Consider the following 15559-nt stretch of genomic DNA (forward strand, 5'->3'; position numbering starts at 1 on the left):
CTTGCCGCGTTTGTTCTTGTGGCCCAAAGGGCCGCGACGTCAGTTGAGCGGGTGTGATCACGCTGCGCGTGGACTGTCAAGGCGCCATGACGCCCGTCGCGGCACCCCACAAGAACATCCTGCGCGCCTCTATTCGTCGTCAGAATCCTGTGTCGGTTCCGGCAGCTTCGGTTCGTCCTTGCGCCGGCGACGCGGTCTGCGGCTGCGATTTTGCGAACGCGACCCCTTCGTGCCCTGCCCGCCGGCGCGGCGGCTCGCGGGGGTCTTGTCGGACGTCTTTTCGTTGCGCCCCTCCCCGGCCGGCTTCTCCCCAGACGGCTTGTTCTTGGCCGCCTCGTCCTCGGCCGGCTGATCGACGGAAGCGGCGGCTTTGCGCGAATCCTCTGGATCGGGCAGCTGATCCTCCGTGAACTGGTCCGCAAACGGCTCACCTTCCGCGACCTTTCCGCCGGAGAGGGCGGCAGCCTTGAGGGCTGCGGCCTTCGCCTGCCCCTCTTCCGCGGGCAGGTCCTGGGTCGGTGCCGTGTAGGGCTCGGAAGCGCTCGAGCCTTGAGCCGGTTCGGATTTTTCGTCCTTCTTGCCGCCGTCCTTCTTCTCGCCGTCCTCAGAAACCACCTTTTCTTCGATCTGAGGTTTCGCAGCCTCTTTCAGCGCTTTGCGGCGGGCCTGCTCTTCGATCGCGATCGGCAAGGTGTCGATATGCCCGTCCTTGTGGACGCCCAGATAGAGCGTGCGATGCGGGAACGGGATCTCGATATCGCGCTCGTCGAAGACCTCTTTCATGATCTCCGTATAGGCGCGGCCGACCGCCCATTGGCTGCCCGGCAGCGTCTTGATGCGCCCGCGCACCATGACCGCCGAATCGGCGAGCCCGGTCACGCCATGCATCTCGAAATCGTCGATGATGTCGGTGCCGTATTCGCTCGCCTTGAGACGATCGAAGGCCTCGCGCATCGCCTCTTTCACCTCGCGGATATTCTCGCGGTAGGCGACGCCGACCTCGGCCAGATGATAGGCGAATTTGCGCATCGAGTTGGAGACGGCATCGACCGACGAGAACGGCACGATGTGATAGACGCCCGCCAGATCGCGAATGCCGACGGAGCGCACCGTCAGCTTCTCCACGACGCCGGAAATACCGGCGACGGTGACGACGTCGCCTTCGTTGATGGCGTTCTCGAACTGGATGAAGGCGCCCGTGATGACGTCCTGGACGAGCTTCTGGGAGCCGAAACCGACCGCGAGGCCAAGGACACCGGCACCGGCGAGAAGCGGCCCGATATTCACACCCAGTTGCGACAAAGCGAGCATGCCGGCGATCACGAAGAGCGTGATGGAAAGCCCGTTGCGCATGAGAGAGAGGATCGTGCGCGCACGCGCGCTCGGCATCGCCCCCTGCTTGCCGTAGTTGAGCCTGTGCTCGATCCAGGACGAGATGCCGATCCACAGAAGATAGGTGACGACGACGATGATGAGGGCGCTGATGACCCGCGCGACGAGATCGGCCCCCCGCTCGGTCGAAATCCACCCGGAAATGTCGAGCACCTGCCAGGCGTCGATGATGGCGAGGATCACGGCGACGATCACGAGCGTGCGCACGATCTTCAGAATTGCCGGGATGAGCGTGTTCATCCGCCGTTCCAGAACCGGCACTTCGCGCGCCATCCATTGCGGCAGACGCACGCCGCGCTGCAGCGCGAGCTTCACCAGCGCCACGAGCGCCACGCCGATCCCGATCGCCACCGCCGTGCGCACGGAGGCGCCGACCACGAACGAGACGAGCAGGTAAGGCCGGGTGATGCCGATGGAGAGGACGGCGAGCACGTAGAGCGTGCCGATCCAGGGCCAGAGCTGCACGAACATGGTCACGACCTGGCCGCCCATGCCCTGCGTATCCGGGTCGCGCCGCTCCTTGATGCGCGCGGCGAGCGTCCGCATCGAGGTGAGAGCCACGAAGGCCGCCACCAGCATGACGGTGACGCGCAGCCCGCGCCCGGCCACGAAGGAGAGGCTGGTGTTGACGACGGGCACCAGGAAGGCGATGCCGGTGATCAAGAGCGCCGCCACGACCATCAGCCGGGTATAGGCATAATCGGTGATGCCTTCCCGGTAGGGAATGAGAGAGGTCGTCTCCGTCGTCGAAGCCACGATCGCCCGCAGGAAGACACGCACGCCGCCGACGATGAGGAAGGCGTTGAGATAAAGCGACTGCTCGATCTGCATCTGCCCGCCATCGCCGAAGACGCCGACGGCAAGCCCGCTGCCGACCGCATAGGCGATCGCCAGGGCCAAAATGTCGGCGAGCGTTTCGACGACGAAAGCAATGCTCCTCACGACCGCATGCGGCCCCGATATGCGCCGCGTCACGAGATGCGTGAGCTTTTGTAGAAGGTAACTGAAGACGACGAGGCCCACTCCGGTGACCGCGATCGTTCCGAAGAGCCGCAAAATGGCAACCTGAAGGGCGCCCCAATCGAGATCGCCCGCCTGCTTGGCGAGCGCGCCAAGACCTTTCAGGTCGCGGAACAGACGCTCGACCACGCCGTAGCTTGCCTCGGCCGCGCCCTTGGTGGCATCGGCAAGCTGCCGGGCAAGCGACTGGTCTTCCTCCTGCTGCGGCGCCGCGGCCTCCGCCGCCGGCGACTGCGGGTTCGCAAGCTGCTCGAGCTGATCGATGAGCGCCTGACGCGCTCTCTCGTCCTTCAAGATGTCGGCGAGCAGCTTGGCACGGAGCGCACTGTCGCCGCTCGTCTCGCCCTCGCCCTCATTCGCCGTATCCGAAGAGCCCGACGTGTCGGAGGTGCCAGACACGGTCGGCAGCGGCAGGGATTGCGCGCCAGCGCCGCTCGGCGCCAGACCCGCGAGCGTGAACAGCACCAGCAGAACGGCGGAAAGGCGCAAAAGACGTGCGGGAAAGAGATCGGTCAAAAGCATCGGTGTCCGGTCGGAAAGAGCATCAGCGAGTGGCGGAACGCCGCCTCATGGGCGTTGGATGGGACTAGAATGAGGCAGCCCGGCGCAAGGGCAAGAGCACGAATGGGCGAGATTGGGCGCTTTTCCCGGCATTCATCGGCGCGTGCTCCCCACAGGCTTGCACGGGAACGAAAAATCCCTATAACGCAGCGACGCGACCGGCTTCGGCCGGGGGCTGAATGGGAACGGCTGCCCAAAAGGTGGCCGAGACCGGCAAGACCGGTCGGTTCCCGGTGTCTCCGCTCCTGAAGACGCACTCTTGAGCCTTTCTCCGGTTTTCGAAAGATCCGGCTGAGGCTTCGGTGAGGCTCCGCGCCAGGCAGGTCGCTGAATGGAAAGGCCAGTTATGTCACTTTATGAGCACGTATTCCTGGTCCGACAGGATGTGTCGGGCCAGCGGGTCGATGAGCTCGTCGAACACTATAAGGGTGTCGTCGAGCAGGGTGGTGGCTCCGTCGGTAAGACGGAGAACTGGGGCATGAAGTCCCTCACCTACCGTATCGAAAAGAACCGCAAGGCGTATTTCGCGCTGATGAACATCGACGCCCCCTCCCCGGTGGTGGCGGAGATGGAGCGTCAGATGCGCTACAATGAAGACATCATCCGCTTCATGACGATCCGCGTCGACGAGCACGAGGAAGAGCCCTCCGTGCAGATGCAGAAGCGCGAGCGCGACGAGCGTCGTCGCCGCGAACGCGAACGCCGCCGCGAGGATGGAGAATAAGCACATGGTCGATATCGCACAGCTGCCGACCCGTCGGCCCTTTCACCGTCGCCGCAAGTCCTGCCCGTTCTCGGGTGAAGATGCGCCGCGCATCGATTACAAGGACGTCAAGCTTCTGGAGCGTTATGTCTCCGAGCGTGGCAAGATCGTTCCCTCGCGCATCACGGCGGTTTCCGCCAAGAAGCAGCGCGAGCTCGCCAAGGCCATCAAGCGCGCCCGCTTCCTGGGCCTGCTGCCTTACGTCCTGAAGTAAGATCCAACCCGTTGGGGCGTCGGCCTGCCTGACGCCTCTAACCGCCGGCCACGGCCAGGCGGGACAGCAAGGAGATAGAAATGCAAGTCATTCTTCTGGAGCGCGTAGCCAAGCTCGGCCAGATGGGCGACGAAGTGCGCGTGCGTGACGGTTACGCCCGCAACTTCCTCCTGCCCAAAGGCAAGGCTCTGCGTGCCACCGAGGCCAACAAGGCCCGTTTCGAGCGTGAGAAGACGCATCTCGAAGCGCGCAACCTGGAAGCCAAGAAGGAAGCCGATGCGGTGGCCGAAAAGCTCGCCGGCAAGACCTTCAGCGTGATCCGCTCCGCCGGCGAAACGGGCCAGCTTTACGGCTCCGTCTCGACCCGCGACATCGCCGAGATTCTGGGCGAGGACGGCTTCACGGTCGGGCGCAGCCAGGTCTGGCTCGATCGTCCGATCAAGACGCTCGGTCTGCATCCGATTCTGATTTCGCTGCATCCCGAGGTCGAAGCTCCAATCACGCTCAACGTCGCCCGCAACGCCGATGAGGCCGAGCGTCAGGCACGTGGCGAGAACCTCTCCGGCCGCGATCGCTTCGATGACGAAGAGACCGAGGATGCAGAGGCCGCAGCGCTCGAAGAGGTCTTCGAAAATCCCGAGGATCTGCAGCTCGAGCCGACCGAGGTCGACGCGGAGGCCGAGGAGCGCGAATAATCGCCTTCTCCTGAGGATTATCGAAAGGGGCGCTTGCGGGCGCCCCTTTTTTGTTGCTCTTTTGTTCGGTATGAGTCGGCGTGCGACAACGAGATCGCGGTCAAGCCCGAACGGGTATTTTGTCGTTCCTGACAAGGAACAACTAGGAAAAGACTCATACCCTGCACCGTCTCGCCCCGACGCCCGGCAGGCTTGCTAGTAAGGGGCGATTAACCAACGACGGTCCCATGACAGCCGCAGCCCGTTTACGCGAAGCCGAGCCCATTTCGCCTCGCCAGGTGCCTCATAATATCGAAGTCGAGCAGGCGCTTCTCGGCGCCATCCTGATCAACAACGACGCGCTCGACCGGGTCTCCGATTTCCTCGAACCCGTTCATTTCTACGACCCCCTGCACCAGCGCATCTACGAGGTCGCGCGCCAGCTGATCCGTGTCGGCAAGATCGCGGATCCGCGAACCCTCAAGAGCTTCCTCAACGAGGAGCAGCGGGTCGGCGAGATCACCATCGCGGAATATCTCGCCCGCCTCGCCTATGAGGCGGCGACGATCATCAACGCCCAGGATTACGGCCGCACCATCTACGATCTGGCGCTCCGCCGCTCGCTGATCACCATCGGCGAGGACATGGTGAACGTCGCCTATGACGCGCCGGTCGACATGACGCCCCGCCACCAGATCGAGGAAGCCGAGAGATCGCTCTTCGAACTGGCCGAGAAGGGGCGCGGCGCGACTGGCTTTCAGGGTTTCGGCGACGCGCTGAAGACCGCGATCGACATGGCGGCCGCCGCCTACGAGCGAAACGGCCACCTGTCGGGCATCGCAACAGGCCTCGACGACATGGACCGCCTCATGGGCGGTCTGCAATCTTCGGACTTGATCATCCTCGCCGGTCGCCCGGGCATGGGCAAGACGGCGCTCGCCACCAACATCGCCTACAATGTTGCGCGCGCCTGGCGCGGCGAGCAGCAGGGCGACGGCACGATGAAGACCATCGATGGCGGCATCGTCGGCTTCTTCTCGCTGGAAATGTCGTCGGAACAGCTCGCCACCCGCATTATCGCCGAGCAGGCCGCCGTCCCCTCATCGAAGATCCGGCGCGGCGACATCCACGAGGAAGAGTTCGACAAGATCGTCGTCGCGGCGCAGGAAATGCAGAAAATGCCGCTCTACATCGACCAGACCGGCGGCATCTCCATCGGCCAGCTCATGGCCCGCGCGCGGCGTCTCAAACGCCAGCGCGGCCTCGATTTTCTGGTCATCGACTATCTGCAGCTCATTCAGGGGTCCTCGAAACGCTCCTCCGACAGCCGCGTGCAGGAAATCACCGAGATCACCACGAACCTGAAGGCTCTCGCCAAGGAGCTGAACGTTCCGGTGCTCGCCCTCTCCCAGCTCTCGCGTCAGGTCGAGGCGCGCGACGACAAGCGCCCGCAGCTCTCGGATCTGCGCGAATCGGGTTCGATCGAGCAGGACGCCGACGTCGTCATCTTCGTCTTCCGCGAGGAGTATTACCTGAAGAACAAGAAGCCGAAGGAAGGCACCGAGGAGTTCTTCAAGTGGCAGGCCGAGATGGAGGGGGTCGCCGGCCGCGCCGAAGTCATCGTCGGCAAGCAGCGCCACGGCCCGACCGGGACGATCGATCTCGCCTTCGAGGCCGACGTGACGCGCTTCTCGTCCCTGGCCCACGAAGAGCGCCTTCCGGTACGTTATGATTGAGCCTTGATGATTCCAGTTTGCGCGAGGTTGGAGACGTGAGCCAAGAGGCGGCCGCCGGTCTTTGCCTGACCATTGATTTGAACGCCCTCGTCGGCAATTGGCGCCGGCTGAAAGACCTCGTCGCGCCGGCCGAATGCGCAGGCGTCGTCAAGGCGGATGCTTATGGCACGGGCATCGCGATGACCGGGCCGGCCCTGTTTGCAGCGGGCTGCCGGACGTTTTTCGTCGCTGTCCCGGAAGAAGGGGCTGCCCTGCGTGCCGCTTTGGCAGCCTACGATCCCTCCGAGACGGCCGCGATCTATGTGCTTGCCGGCTTCTTCGCGGAAGCGGCGGAGCTCTACCGCGAGGCCCGCCTTTCTCCGGTCCTCGGCCATTTCGGCGAGCTTCAGAGCTGGCGCAAATGGCCCGGTCGCGACAAGGCCGCGCTTCACGTCGATACCGGCATGAACCGCCTCGGCCTGTCGCTTGCCGACACCGAAGCGCTTGCCGAGGCTGGCGGCCCGGGACCCGGCATCGATCTCATGATCAGCCATCTCGCCTGCGCCGACGAGCCGGAAAAGCCCTTGAACGAGAGGCAGCGCGAGCGCTTCGCACATGCCAAGGCGCTGCTCCGGCTGCCGCGCGCCTCGCTCGCCAATTCGGCCGGCATCCATATGGGGCGCGCCTATCACCACGAGCTCTGCCGGCCGGGCATCGCCCTTTATGGCGGCGCCTCGCATCCGGAGGCGGTTTCCGACCCGGTGGTCACGGCAGAAGCGCGCATCCTGCAGGTGCGCACCGGCCATCCCGGCGAGACAGTGGGCTACGGCGCCCTCGAAACCCTGCGGCGGACGACGCGCATCGCCATCCTTTCCGCCGGTTACGCCGACGGCTATCTGCGCGCCGCCGGCTCCTCGGACATGGCGTCGGGCGCCCTCGTTTCCATCGCCGGGCATCTTGCGCCCTTGCTCGGGCGCATCTCCATGGATCTCATTTCGGTCGACGTCACCGACATTCCGGAAGGCCTCGCGCTTCCCGGCAAGACGGCCGAGCTTTTTGGCCCGAACGTCGATATCGATGCTGTCGCGCGCCATGCCGGCACCATTTCCTACGAGCTTCTGACCAATCTCTCCCGCCGCGCCCATCGCCGCTACATCGGCGGCGTCGAAAGCGGCGGCCCCTCCTGATGGCGCGCCCGAAAACGCAATATGTCTGCGTGAATTGCGGGGCCGTCTGGCCGCGCTGGCAGGGGCGTTGCGACGCCTGCGGAGAATGGAACACGCTGCAGGAGGAAGGCCCGGCCGCCCCCGCCTCGACGGCCGCAGGACGCGGCAATGTCGTCGCGCTGCGTCCGCTCTCGGGCAAGACGGAGAGCCCCCCGCGCTTGACGAGCGGCATCGCCGAACTCGACCGCGTCACCGGCGGCGGCTTCGTGCCGGCCTCGGCCCTTCTCGTCGGCGGTGATCCGGGCATCGGCAAGTCGACCCTTCTCCTCCAGGCCGCCGCCTCGCTCGCCCGCGACGGAAGGCATGTCGTGTATATCTCCGGCGAGGAGGCGATCGACCAGGTGCGTCTGCGCGCCGAGCGTCTCGGCGTCGTCGATGCGCCCGTGCAGCTCGCCGCGGAAACCCATATCGAAGACATTCTGGCGACGCTGAAGACCGGGCCGAAGGTCGATGTCGTCATCGTCGATTCCATCCAGACGATGTGGACGGATCTCGCCGAAAGCGCGCCCGGCACGGTCACCCAGGTGCGGCTTGCCTCGCAAAATCTCATCCGCCTCGCCAAATCGACGGGCGCCGTCGTCGTTCTCGTCGGGCACGTCACCAAGGACGGCCAGATCGCGGGACCGCGCGTCGTCGAGCACATGGTCGACGCGGTGCTTTATTTCGAAGGCGACGCCGGCCACCGCTTCCGTCTTTTGCGGGCCGTCAAGAATCGCTTCGGCCCGGCCTCGGAAATCGGCGTCTTCGAGATGGCCGGCGACGGCCTGCGCGAGGTCGCTAACCCGTCCGATCTCTTCATCGGCGAGCGCGATGCGAGAAGCCCGGGCACGGCGATCTTCGCCGGCATGGAAGGCACGCGGCCGCTCCTCGTGGAGGTACAGGCGCTCGTCTCGCAATCGAGCCTCGCCACGCCGCGGCGCGCCGTCGTCGGCTGGGACCCCAACCGCCTCGCCATGCTTCTGGCTGTGCTCGAAGCGCGCTGCGGCCTTCGTTTCGGCCAGTTCGACGTCTATCTCAACGTCGCCGGCGGGCTTCGCATAGCCGAGCCGGCCGCCGATCTGGCGATTGCGGCCGCGCTCATCTCCTCGCGCACCGGGGTTGCGACGCCGCCCGACAGTATCTATTTCGGCGAGGTCAGCCTTTCGGGCACCATCCGTGCCGTCGCACAAAGCCAACAGCGGCTGAAGGAAGCGGAAAAACTTGGCTTTCGCACAGCATTTCTGCCCGAAGCGGGCAGCGAGGACACAGTGACCGGGCTGGCTCTGGACAAGATCGCGACCTTGGCCGATATGGTGGCCGCCTTTGCGGCACGCGCCCAGGAACAAAGCGGCCGGGACCGCAACCATCAGTGAGCTCGGCGATGCCACGACGCGCCGTCATCTATCGCGGACGAGGGAACCACCTGCAATGCCGATAACGCTACTCGACGGCGTTCTCCTGCTGATCATGTTCATTTCTGCGGTTCTTGCCATGATCCGCGGCTTCACCCGTGAGGTCTTCTCCATCGCCTCTTGGGTGGTGGCAGCGATCGTCACCTATATGTTCTGGCAGGATCTCCTGCCCTACACCCAGCAATATGTGGATGACCGCACGGTGGCGCTCGGCCTGACGGTGGCCGGCATCTTCTTCATCACCTTGATCGTCGTCTCGCTGGTGACGATGCGCATCTCCGACTTCATTCTCGATTCCAAGGCCGGTCCTCTCGACCGCACCTTCGGCTTCGTTTTCGGAGCGGCGCGCGGCCTCCTCCTCGTCGTGATCGCGGTGCTTTTCCTCAACTTCTTCATCTCGCCCGAGCATCAGCCGACCTGGATCGCCGATGCGCGCTCCAAACCCTGGCTCGATTCCATGGGTCAGGATCTGATGAACGCGCTGCCGGAAGATCCGGAAGCGGAGATCATCGAACGCTTCCGTCAGGAAGACGCCGAGCGCCGTGCCCAGCCCGCAGGCAACGCCAGCGATGCCACCGGTTCCGCCGGCTCCTATGATGCCGACGATCAGAACGCCCTCAACCGCCAGCTCTCGCAATAGGCCATGCAGATCCTTCCCGCACATCCCTTCCAGGGCACCGGCGACGACAAGTTCCACGAGGAATGCGGCGTCTTCGGCATTTTCGGTCATCCCGAGGCTGCAGCGCTGACGGCGCTCGGCCTGCATGCGCTCCAGCATCGCGGCCAGGAGGCGGCGGGCATCATCTCCTATGACGGGCGCCAGTTCCATGTGGAGCGCCACATCGGCCATGTCGGCGACAACTTCACCGCGCCGGAGGTGATCGCACGCCTGCAGGGCGACAAGGCGATCGGCCACAACCGCTATTCCACGACCGGTGCCCCGGTTCTGCGCAACGTCCAGCCGATGTTTGCGGAATTCGCCGGCGGCGGCTTCGCGGTCGCCCACAACGGCAACATCACCAATGCCCGCACCTTGCAGCGCGACCTGCAAAACCGCGGCTCGATTTTCCAGTCGACCTCCGACACCGAGACGATCATCCATCTGATCGCCACGAGCCAGAAGGCGCCGCTGATCGACCGCCTCATCGATGCGCTCACCCAGATCGAGGGCGCCTATTCGCTGGTCGCCCTGTCGGAAAAGAAGATGATCGGCTGCCGCGATCCGCTCGGCGTGCGCCCGCTGGTTCTCGGCGATCTCGACGGCGCCCATGTGCTCGCTTCGGAGACCTGCGCGCTCGACATCATCGGCGCGCGGTTCGTGCGCGAGATCGAGCCGGGCGAGATGATCGTCATCACCGACCATTCGATCGATTCGCTGCGGCCCTTCAAGCGGGAGCGCCCGCGCTTCTGCATTTTCGAGCACGTCTATTTCGCCAGGCCCGATTCTGTCATCGCCGGGGCGTCGATTTACGAATCGCGCAAGAAGATCGGCATGGAGCTCGCCCGCGAAGCACCAGCCGAGGCCGACCTCATCGTTCCGGTCCCGGATTCCGGCAATCCGGCCGCCATCGGCTTCGCGAAAGAGAGCGGCATCCCCTTCGAGCTCGGCATCATCCGCAACCATTACGTCGGCCGGACCTTCATCGAGCCCTCCGATTCGATCCGGCATATGGGCGTGAAGCTGAAGCACAACGCCAATTCGGCGATCCTCAAGGGCAAGCGCGTGGTGCTCGTCGACGATTCCATCGTCCGCGGCACGACCTCTCTCAAGATCGTGGAAATGGTGCGCGATGCCGGCGCCGCCGAAGTGCATATGCGCATCGCGAGCCCGCCCACGACCAATCCCTGCTTCTACGGTGTCGATACGCCGGAAAAGGCGAAGCTCCTCGCCTCGCGCATGTCGATCGAGGAAATGGCCGATTTCATCCGCGTCGACAGCCTCGCCTTCCTGACCATCGACGGGCTTTATCGGGCCGTCGGCGAAGAGGCCCGCAACGCGGCGCAGCCGCAATATTGCGACGCCTGCTTCACGGGCGAATATCCGACGCGCCTCACCGACCGCGAATCGGTCGGCACGGTCCGCCAGCTCAACCTGTTGTCTGAAGCCGGATAATCATGACTGACCAAAAACCGCTCGCCGGTCGCATCGCCGTCGTCACCGGCGCGACGCGTGGCATCGGCTATTTCGCCGCCAAAGCCATGGCCGAGGCCGGCGCCCATGTCGTTGCCGTCGCCCGCACGCAAGGCGCGCTTGAAGAGCTCGACGACGAGATTCGCTCCGCCGGCGGCGCTGCCACGCTCGTGCCGCTCGACCTGACCGACGGGCCGGGCATCGACCGTCTCGGCGGCGCCATCAACGAGCGCTGGGGACGCCTCGACATTCTCCTCGCCAATGCCGGCATCCTCGGCACCCTGTCGCCGCTCGGTCACGTTCAGGCGAAGGACTGGGACAAGGTGATGGCGATCAACGTCACCGCCAATTGGCGCCTCATCCGCTCGCTCGATCCGCTTCTGAAGCGCTCGGAGGCCGGACGGGCGATCTTCATCTCATCGGGCGTCGCCCACAGCCTGAAGCCGTTCTGGGGCCCCTACGCGGTCTCCAAGGCAGCACTCGAGGCCCTGGCGCGCACCTATGCGCACGAGACGCAGAATTCCCCGATCAAGGTGGTGATGGTCGATCCGGGCGCCATGCGCACGGCGATGCGGGCACAAGCGATGCCGGGCGAAGATCCCGAGACGCTGCCGCATCCGTCCGAGATCGCACCGCATCTCGTGAAGCTCGCTGCACCCGATTTCGAGCGGACCGATGTCCTCTTCGACTTCCGCTCCAAGGCGTTTCAGGACTTCCACGCCCCGGCCTGAGCCTCGGGCCTGAGATCTGCACCGAAGTTTGAATAAAGGCCGGAGGCGTTCAGCCTTTCCGGCCCCTTCCCTCATACGGATTTTTGGCGCCGCGCGTCATCAGCCGGATCGGCACGCCCTTGAGGTCGAAATCCTCTCTGAGGCCGTTCACGACGTAGCGCTTATACGCCTCGGGCAGAGCCTCGGGCCGCGAACAGGCGAGAAAGAACGTCGGCGGCCGGGTCTTCGACTGCGTCAGATATTTGATCTTCAGACGCCGGCCGGCCACGGCAGGAGGCGGATGGCGCGCGATCAGATGATCGAGCCAGCGATTGAGCGCCGCCGTCGCCACACGCCGGTTCCACGTCTCGTAGATCCGGCAGACACCTTCCAGAAGCTGATCGATGCCGGAACCGGTGAGCGCCGAGATCGGGATGAGCGGCACGCCGCGCACCTGAACGAGCGTCTCGGCGAGATCGGCCTGCAATTCGCGGCGCAGCCCGTCTGGATCGCGCACCTCGTCCCATTTGTTGAGCGCGAGAACCAGGGCCCGCCCCTCGCGCGCCACGAGATCGGCGATCTGCAGATCCTGCTTTTCGAACGGCATCGTCGCGTCGATGACGATGATGACGACCTCGGCAAAGCGGATCGCGCGCAGCGCGTCCCCGACAGAGAGCCTTTCGAGCTTGTCGATGACCTTCGCCTTGCGCCGCATCCCGGCCGTATCGATGAGCCGGAACGGCCGCCCGCGCCAGGTCCAGTCGACGGCGATCGAATCGCGCGTGATCCCGGCTTCCGGTCCGGTCAGAAGTCTCTCTTCGCCGATCATCCGGTTGATCAGCGTCGACTTGCCGGCATTCGGCTGTCCGACGATCGCAACGCGGATCGGTTTGAGCGTGCGGGTTTCCTCGCCCGTGCCCTCGGCTGCCTCGTCCTCGCCATCCTCGTCCGTCTCTTCCTTGGGAAGATAAAGGGCGGCCTTCTCACCGAGCGTCGCAACGACGGCCTCATAAAGGTCCGGAAGCCCGACACCATGCTCGGCCGAGACCGCGACAGCCTCGCCGAAGCCGAGCGAATAGGCTTCGAGGAGCCCGGATTCCGCCGCACGTCCCTCGGCCTTGTTGGCGACGAGGACGACGGGTTTGCCGCCCTGGCGGATCAGCCGGGCGAAATGCTCGTCGTCCGGGGTGATCCCGACGCGCGCATCGACCATGAAAACGGAGATATCGGCATCGATGATCGCCCGCTCCGTTTGCGCACGCATGCGCCCCTGGAGCGTCTCGTCGGCGGCGTCCTCGAGGCCGGCCGTATCGATCAGGATGAAATCGAGATCGCCGAGCTTGGCCGGAGCCTCGCGGCGATCGCGCGTGACGCCGGGCCGATCGTCGACGAGCGCGATCTTCTGCCCGACGAGGCGGTTGAAGAGCGTCGATTTGCCGACGTTCGGGCGCCCGACGAGGGCGACGGTCAAAGACATCGCAGAAGCCGCCCCGTCTCTCTTATTGCAGCGCGGACAAGGATCCGTCGCTGGTCACGATATAGAGCCTGCCGCCGGCCGCGATCGGGCGCTGGAGACCCTTTGCCGGGATGGAGCGCTCGCCGACGATCTTGCCACTCGCGGGATCGACCGCGATCAGCTTCTCGTCGTTTGAAACCGCCCACAGCGTCCCGCCCGCGAGCATCGGCCCGACCCAGGTGGAGAAGAAGCGCTTCTTGCGCACCACCGGCAGCTCGGTCTCCCAGAACAATTTGCCGGTGCGCCGGTCGAGCGCCACCATGTGATCCTGCAGATCGATCAGGAAGAGCGCGTTGCCGGAGACGACAGGCGTCGACGAACCGCCGAGATTCTGTTCCCAGAGCCGTTCGCCGTTGGAAAGCTTGACGGCGATCGTCCGCCCGGACACGCCGGTGGCGTAGACGACACCGTCGGAAACGACAGGGCTCGCGGCGACATCCGTCAGGCCGGAGACGGCGAGCGTGCGCGTCGAGCGAATGACCGCATCGGCCCATTTGAGATCGCCCTTATTGGCATCGAACGCGATCACCTCGCCCGACGAATAAGGCACGACGACCGTGTTGCCGACAACGGCCGGGCTTGCGCCCGAAAGCACGCCGGCATTTTCCGGAATGCCCGGATAGGTCCAGGCTTCGGAACCGTCGGCCAGATTGACGGCGTGAAGAACGTTGGTGGAAGTGACCACATAGGCCTTGCCACCTGCCGCGGTCGGGGCCGAGCGTGCCGGCGCCTTGAGGTCATAAGACCAGGCGCGCCCGCCGGTCGCGGGATCGAGAGCCACCATCTCGCCATAGCCGGTCGCGGCAATCACCATGCCATTGGAATAGGCGATACCGCCGCCCGGCGAACGGCTCTTTTCCTTCTCAGGTGCAAGCGAGACCGACCAGGCTTTGCCGCCGCCCGTCGAAAGGGCCGTCACGGTGCCAGCCGCGTCGTAGACGTAGATGTTGCCGCCGACGATGAGCGGAGCGGCCGAGGCACGCGCCGCGCGCTTGCCGGTGCCGAACACCCGCGCACGGAAGACCGTCTGTGAGGCATTGCCGGAAAGAGCCACATTGCCGGGCGCATTGGCGGCGTTGCCGCCGGGCTGCGTCCAGTCCTGCATCGCGCTCGCCCCGCCGACCGCTGGCGAGCCGGCGGCTCGGTCTGCGTCGTCGACACCGGCGATCGCGCGGCGTTCGCCCGGCAGAATCTCTTCCTTGCTGCTGAAGGGATTCGTGAAGTTGCTGCAGCCTGCAAGCAGTGCTGCCGTCAAAGCGATGCCCGCAAGTCGGACCGCGAATTTCGTTTGCGTGGTCATGATTCCCGCCCGCTTTCTCGCTCGCTCAAAACGGCTCTATTGCGTCGATTGTGTGTCGGATGCGCCGCTGTTCGCGTCGGCAGACCCGTTTTCGGTATTTTGCGCGCCCTCGTCCGCCGATGCGGGCCCGCTTGCGTCACCCGTTGCGTCCCCGGAGACAGGAGCCTCCGCCTCGGGTGCGTCGTCGCCGGACGCTGCGTCCGCCGAAGGAGAAGGCGCAAGCTGCCCGTCGATCACGCTGATCATCAGGCCGGCGCGATTGCGCACGCCCTGCGGGGCCTGCACATCCTGGTCGATCGCCACGAAATAATCGCGGGCCTTTTCGAGCGCGTCCCGCTGATAGGCGACCATGCCGAGGATTTCCCGCGCCGTGTGGCGCCAGGCATTGCCGGCTTCGTCGAGAGACGCGACGCGGCTTTCCGCACCGTCGAGGTCGCCCGCATCGAGGGCGAGGAGCCCGGCCCGCACCCGCGCCAGATCGCGCATCACCGGCGCGACGCCGCCGTCGTTCGCCACCTCGTCGTAGGCGGCGATCGCGGCCGTCTCGTCGGTCTTGGCCAGAATCTCGGCGTTGCGCAGACGAGCGAGCATGCCGTAGCCGCCGCCGTCCTTCGCCAGGGCCGCAAGCGTCTCGCGCCCCTCCGCCTCATTGCCGGCGTCGATGGCTTCGAGCGCCGTCAGATACCGGTCGCCTTCCTCGGCCGCCTTCTTCGACTGCCACCACACATAGCCGCGATACCCCGCGGTGATGGCGACGATCAGAATGCAGACGCCAATGATGACGAAGCCAAAACGCTCCCAAAGCGTCTTCAGCTGCTCGCGGCGCAGCTCCTCATCCACTTCACGGATGAAGTGGTCAGATGTACGGTCGTCGTGGGTCATCTACCTCTTCGGGGAATCGTCCCGGCCTGCCGATTATTGTTCCGTGGATTGACGTTGAGCCTTG

At 65.1% G+C, this 15559-nt stretch carries 13 protein-coding genes; 9 read left to right on the forward strand and 4 right to left on the reverse strand.

What is annotated here, in order from left to right:
• Positions 1 to 129: 129 nt before the first annotated feature.
• Entirely contained in the window at positions 130 to 2934 is a 2805-nt protein-coding gene (locus L0F51_RS07105; protein ID WP_234628528.1) for a mechanosensitive ion channel domain-containing protein, read from the reverse strand.
• A gap of 385 nt (positions 2935 to 3319) precedes the next feature.
• Between L0F51_RS07105 and rpsF the strand changes: the two genes are divergently transcribed.
• From rpsF to L0F51_RS07150, 9 genes are all read left to right on the forward strand, one after another.
• Positions 3320 to 3697 (forward strand): 30S ribosomal protein S6, encoded by a 378-nt coding sequence (gene rpsF, locus L0F51_RS07110; protein ID WP_092810875.1) that lies wholly within the window; start codon positions 3320 to 3322, stop codon positions 3695 to 3697.
• Positions 3698 to 3701: 4 nt separating this feature from the next.
• Entirely contained in the window at positions 3702 to 3950 is a 249-nt protein-coding gene (rpsR, locus tag L0F51_RS07115) for a 30S ribosomal protein S18 (RefSeq protein ID WP_026379016.1), read from the forward strand.
• Positions 3951 to 4030: 80 nt separating this feature from the next.
• Entirely contained in the window at positions 4031 to 4645 is a 615-nt protein-coding gene (gene rplI / locus L0F51_RS07120; RefSeq protein WP_234628529.1) for a 50S ribosomal protein L9, read from the forward strand.
• A gap of 227 nt (positions 4646 to 4872) precedes the next feature.
• The gene (locus L0F51_RS07125; RefSeq protein ID WP_234628530.1) at positions 4873 to 6360 is read left to right on the forward strand and encodes a replicative DNA helicase; all 1488 of its coding nucleotides are present in this window, start codon (positions 4873 to 4875) and stop codon (positions 6358 to 6360) included.
• Positions 6361 to 6395: 35 nt separating this feature from the next.
• The gene (gene alr / locus L0F51_RS07130) at positions 6396 to 7526 is read left to right on the forward strand and encodes an alanine racemase (RefSeq protein ID WP_234628531.1); all 1131 of its coding nucleotides are present in this window, start codon (positions 6396 to 6398) and stop codon (positions 7524 to 7526) included.
• Positions 7526 to 8917 (forward strand): DNA repair protein RadA, encoded by a 1392-nt coding sequence (radA, locus tag L0F51_RS07135; RefSeq protein WP_234628532.1) that lies wholly within the window; start codon positions 7526 to 7528, stop codon positions 8915 to 8917. Before alr ends, radA begins: the two co-directional genes overlap by 1 nt.
• Positions 8918 to 8972: 55 nt before the next feature.
• On the forward strand, positions 8973 to 9596 hold the full coding sequence (locus tag L0F51_RS07140; RefSeq protein WP_128291453.1) for a CvpA family protein: 624 nt from the start codon (positions 8973 to 8975) through the stop codon (positions 9594 to 9596).
• Positions 9597 to 9599: 3 nt separating this feature from the next.
• Complete coding sequence (purF, locus tag L0F51_RS07145) at positions 9600 to 11069, forward strand: amidophosphoribosyltransferase (RefSeq protein WP_128291452.1); 1470 nt, start codon at positions 9600 to 9602, stop codon at positions 11067 to 11069.
• Between the two features lie 2 nt (positions 11070 to 11071).
• Positions 11072 to 11818: an SDR family NAD(P)-dependent oxidoreductase gene (locus L0F51_RS07150; protein WP_128291451.1), complete on the forward strand. Its 747-nt coding sequence runs from the start codon at positions 11072 to 11074 to the stop codon at positions 11816 to 11818.
• A 49-nt stretch (positions 11819 to 11867) separates the two neighbouring features.
• On the opposite strand, the gene der is transcribed toward L0F51_RS07150, so the two are convergent.
• The 3 genes from der to L0F51_RS07165 are packed head-to-tail and all read right to left on the reverse strand — an operon-like array spanning position 11868 to position 15495.
• Complete coding sequence (gene der / locus L0F51_RS07155; RefSeq protein ID WP_234628533.1) at positions 11868 to 13274, reverse strand: ribosome biogenesis GTPase Der; 1407 nt, start codon at positions 13272 to 13274, stop codon at positions 11868 to 11870.
• Between the two features lie 22 nt (positions 13275 to 13296).
• A complete protein-coding gene (locus L0F51_RS07160) occupies positions 13297 to 14613 on the reverse strand; it encodes a PQQ-binding-like beta-propeller repeat protein (RefSeq protein ID WP_234628534.1) in 1317 nt (438 codons plus the stop codon).
• A 36-nt stretch (positions 14614 to 14649) separates the two neighbouring features.
• Positions 14650 to 15495 (reverse strand): tetratricopeptide repeat protein, encoded by an 846-nt coding sequence (locus L0F51_RS07165; RefSeq protein ID WP_234628535.1) that lies wholly within the window; start codon positions 15493 to 15495, stop codon positions 14650 to 14652.
• Positions 15496 to 15559 lie beyond the last annotated feature (64 nt).

Source organism: Afifella sp. H1R (assembly GCF_021462425.1).
GTDB classification, from domain to species: domain Bacteria; phylum Pseudomonadota; class Alphaproteobacteria; order Rhizobiales; family Afifellaceae; genus Afifella; species Afifella aestuarii.

What these genes read in the sequence shown, in the direction of transcription:
- L0F51_RS07105 (WP_234628528.1), bottom strand. Translation starts at nt 2,934, where the DNA reads ATGCTTTTGACCGATCTCTTTCCCGCACGTCTTTTGCGCCTTTCCGCC.
- L0F51_RS07160 (WP_234628534.1), bottom strand. Translation starts at nt 14,613, where the DNA reads ATGACCACGCAAACGAAATTCGCGGTCCGACTTGCGGGCATCGCTTTG.
- rpsF (WP_092810875.1), top strand. Translation starts at nt 3,320, where the DNA reads ATGTCACTTTATGAGCACGTATTCCTGGTCCGACAGGATGTGTCGGGC.
- radA (WP_234628532.1), top strand. Translation starts at nt 7,526, where the DNA reads ATGGCGCGCCCGAAAACGCAATATGTCTGCGTGAATTGCGGGGCCGTC.
- purF (WP_128291452.1), top strand. Translation starts at nt 9,600, where the DNA reads ATGCAGATCCTTCCCGCACATCCCTTCCAGGGCACCGGCGACGACAAG.
- L0F51_RS07140 (WP_128291453.1), top strand. Translation starts at nt 8,973, where the DNA reads ATGCCGATAACGCTACTCGACGGCGTTCTCCTGCTGATCATGTTCATT.
- der (WP_234628533.1), bottom strand. Translation starts at nt 13,274, where the DNA reads ATGTCTTTGACCGTCGCCCTCGTCGGGCGCCCGAACGTCGGCAAATCG.
- rpsR (WP_026379016.1), top strand. Translation starts at nt 3,702, where the DNA reads ATGGTCGATATCGCACAGCTGCCGACCCGTCGGCCCTTTCACCGTCGC.
- rplI (WP_234628529.1), top strand. Translation starts at nt 4,031, where the DNA reads ATGCAAGTCATTCTTCTGGAGCGCGTAGCCAAGCTCGGCCAGATGGGC.
- L0F51_RS07150 (WP_128291451.1), top strand. Translation starts at nt 11,072, where the DNA reads ATGACTGACCAAAAACCGCTCGCCGGTCGCATCGCCGTCGTCACCGGC.
- L0F51_RS07165 (WP_234628535.1), bottom strand. Translation starts at nt 15,495, where the DNA reads ATGACCCACGACGACCGTACATCTGACCACTTCATCCGTGAAGTGGAT.
- L0F51_RS07125 (WP_234628530.1), top strand. Translation starts at nt 4,873, where the DNA reads ATGACAGCCGCAGCCCGTTTACGCGAAGCCGAGCCCATTTCGCCTCGC.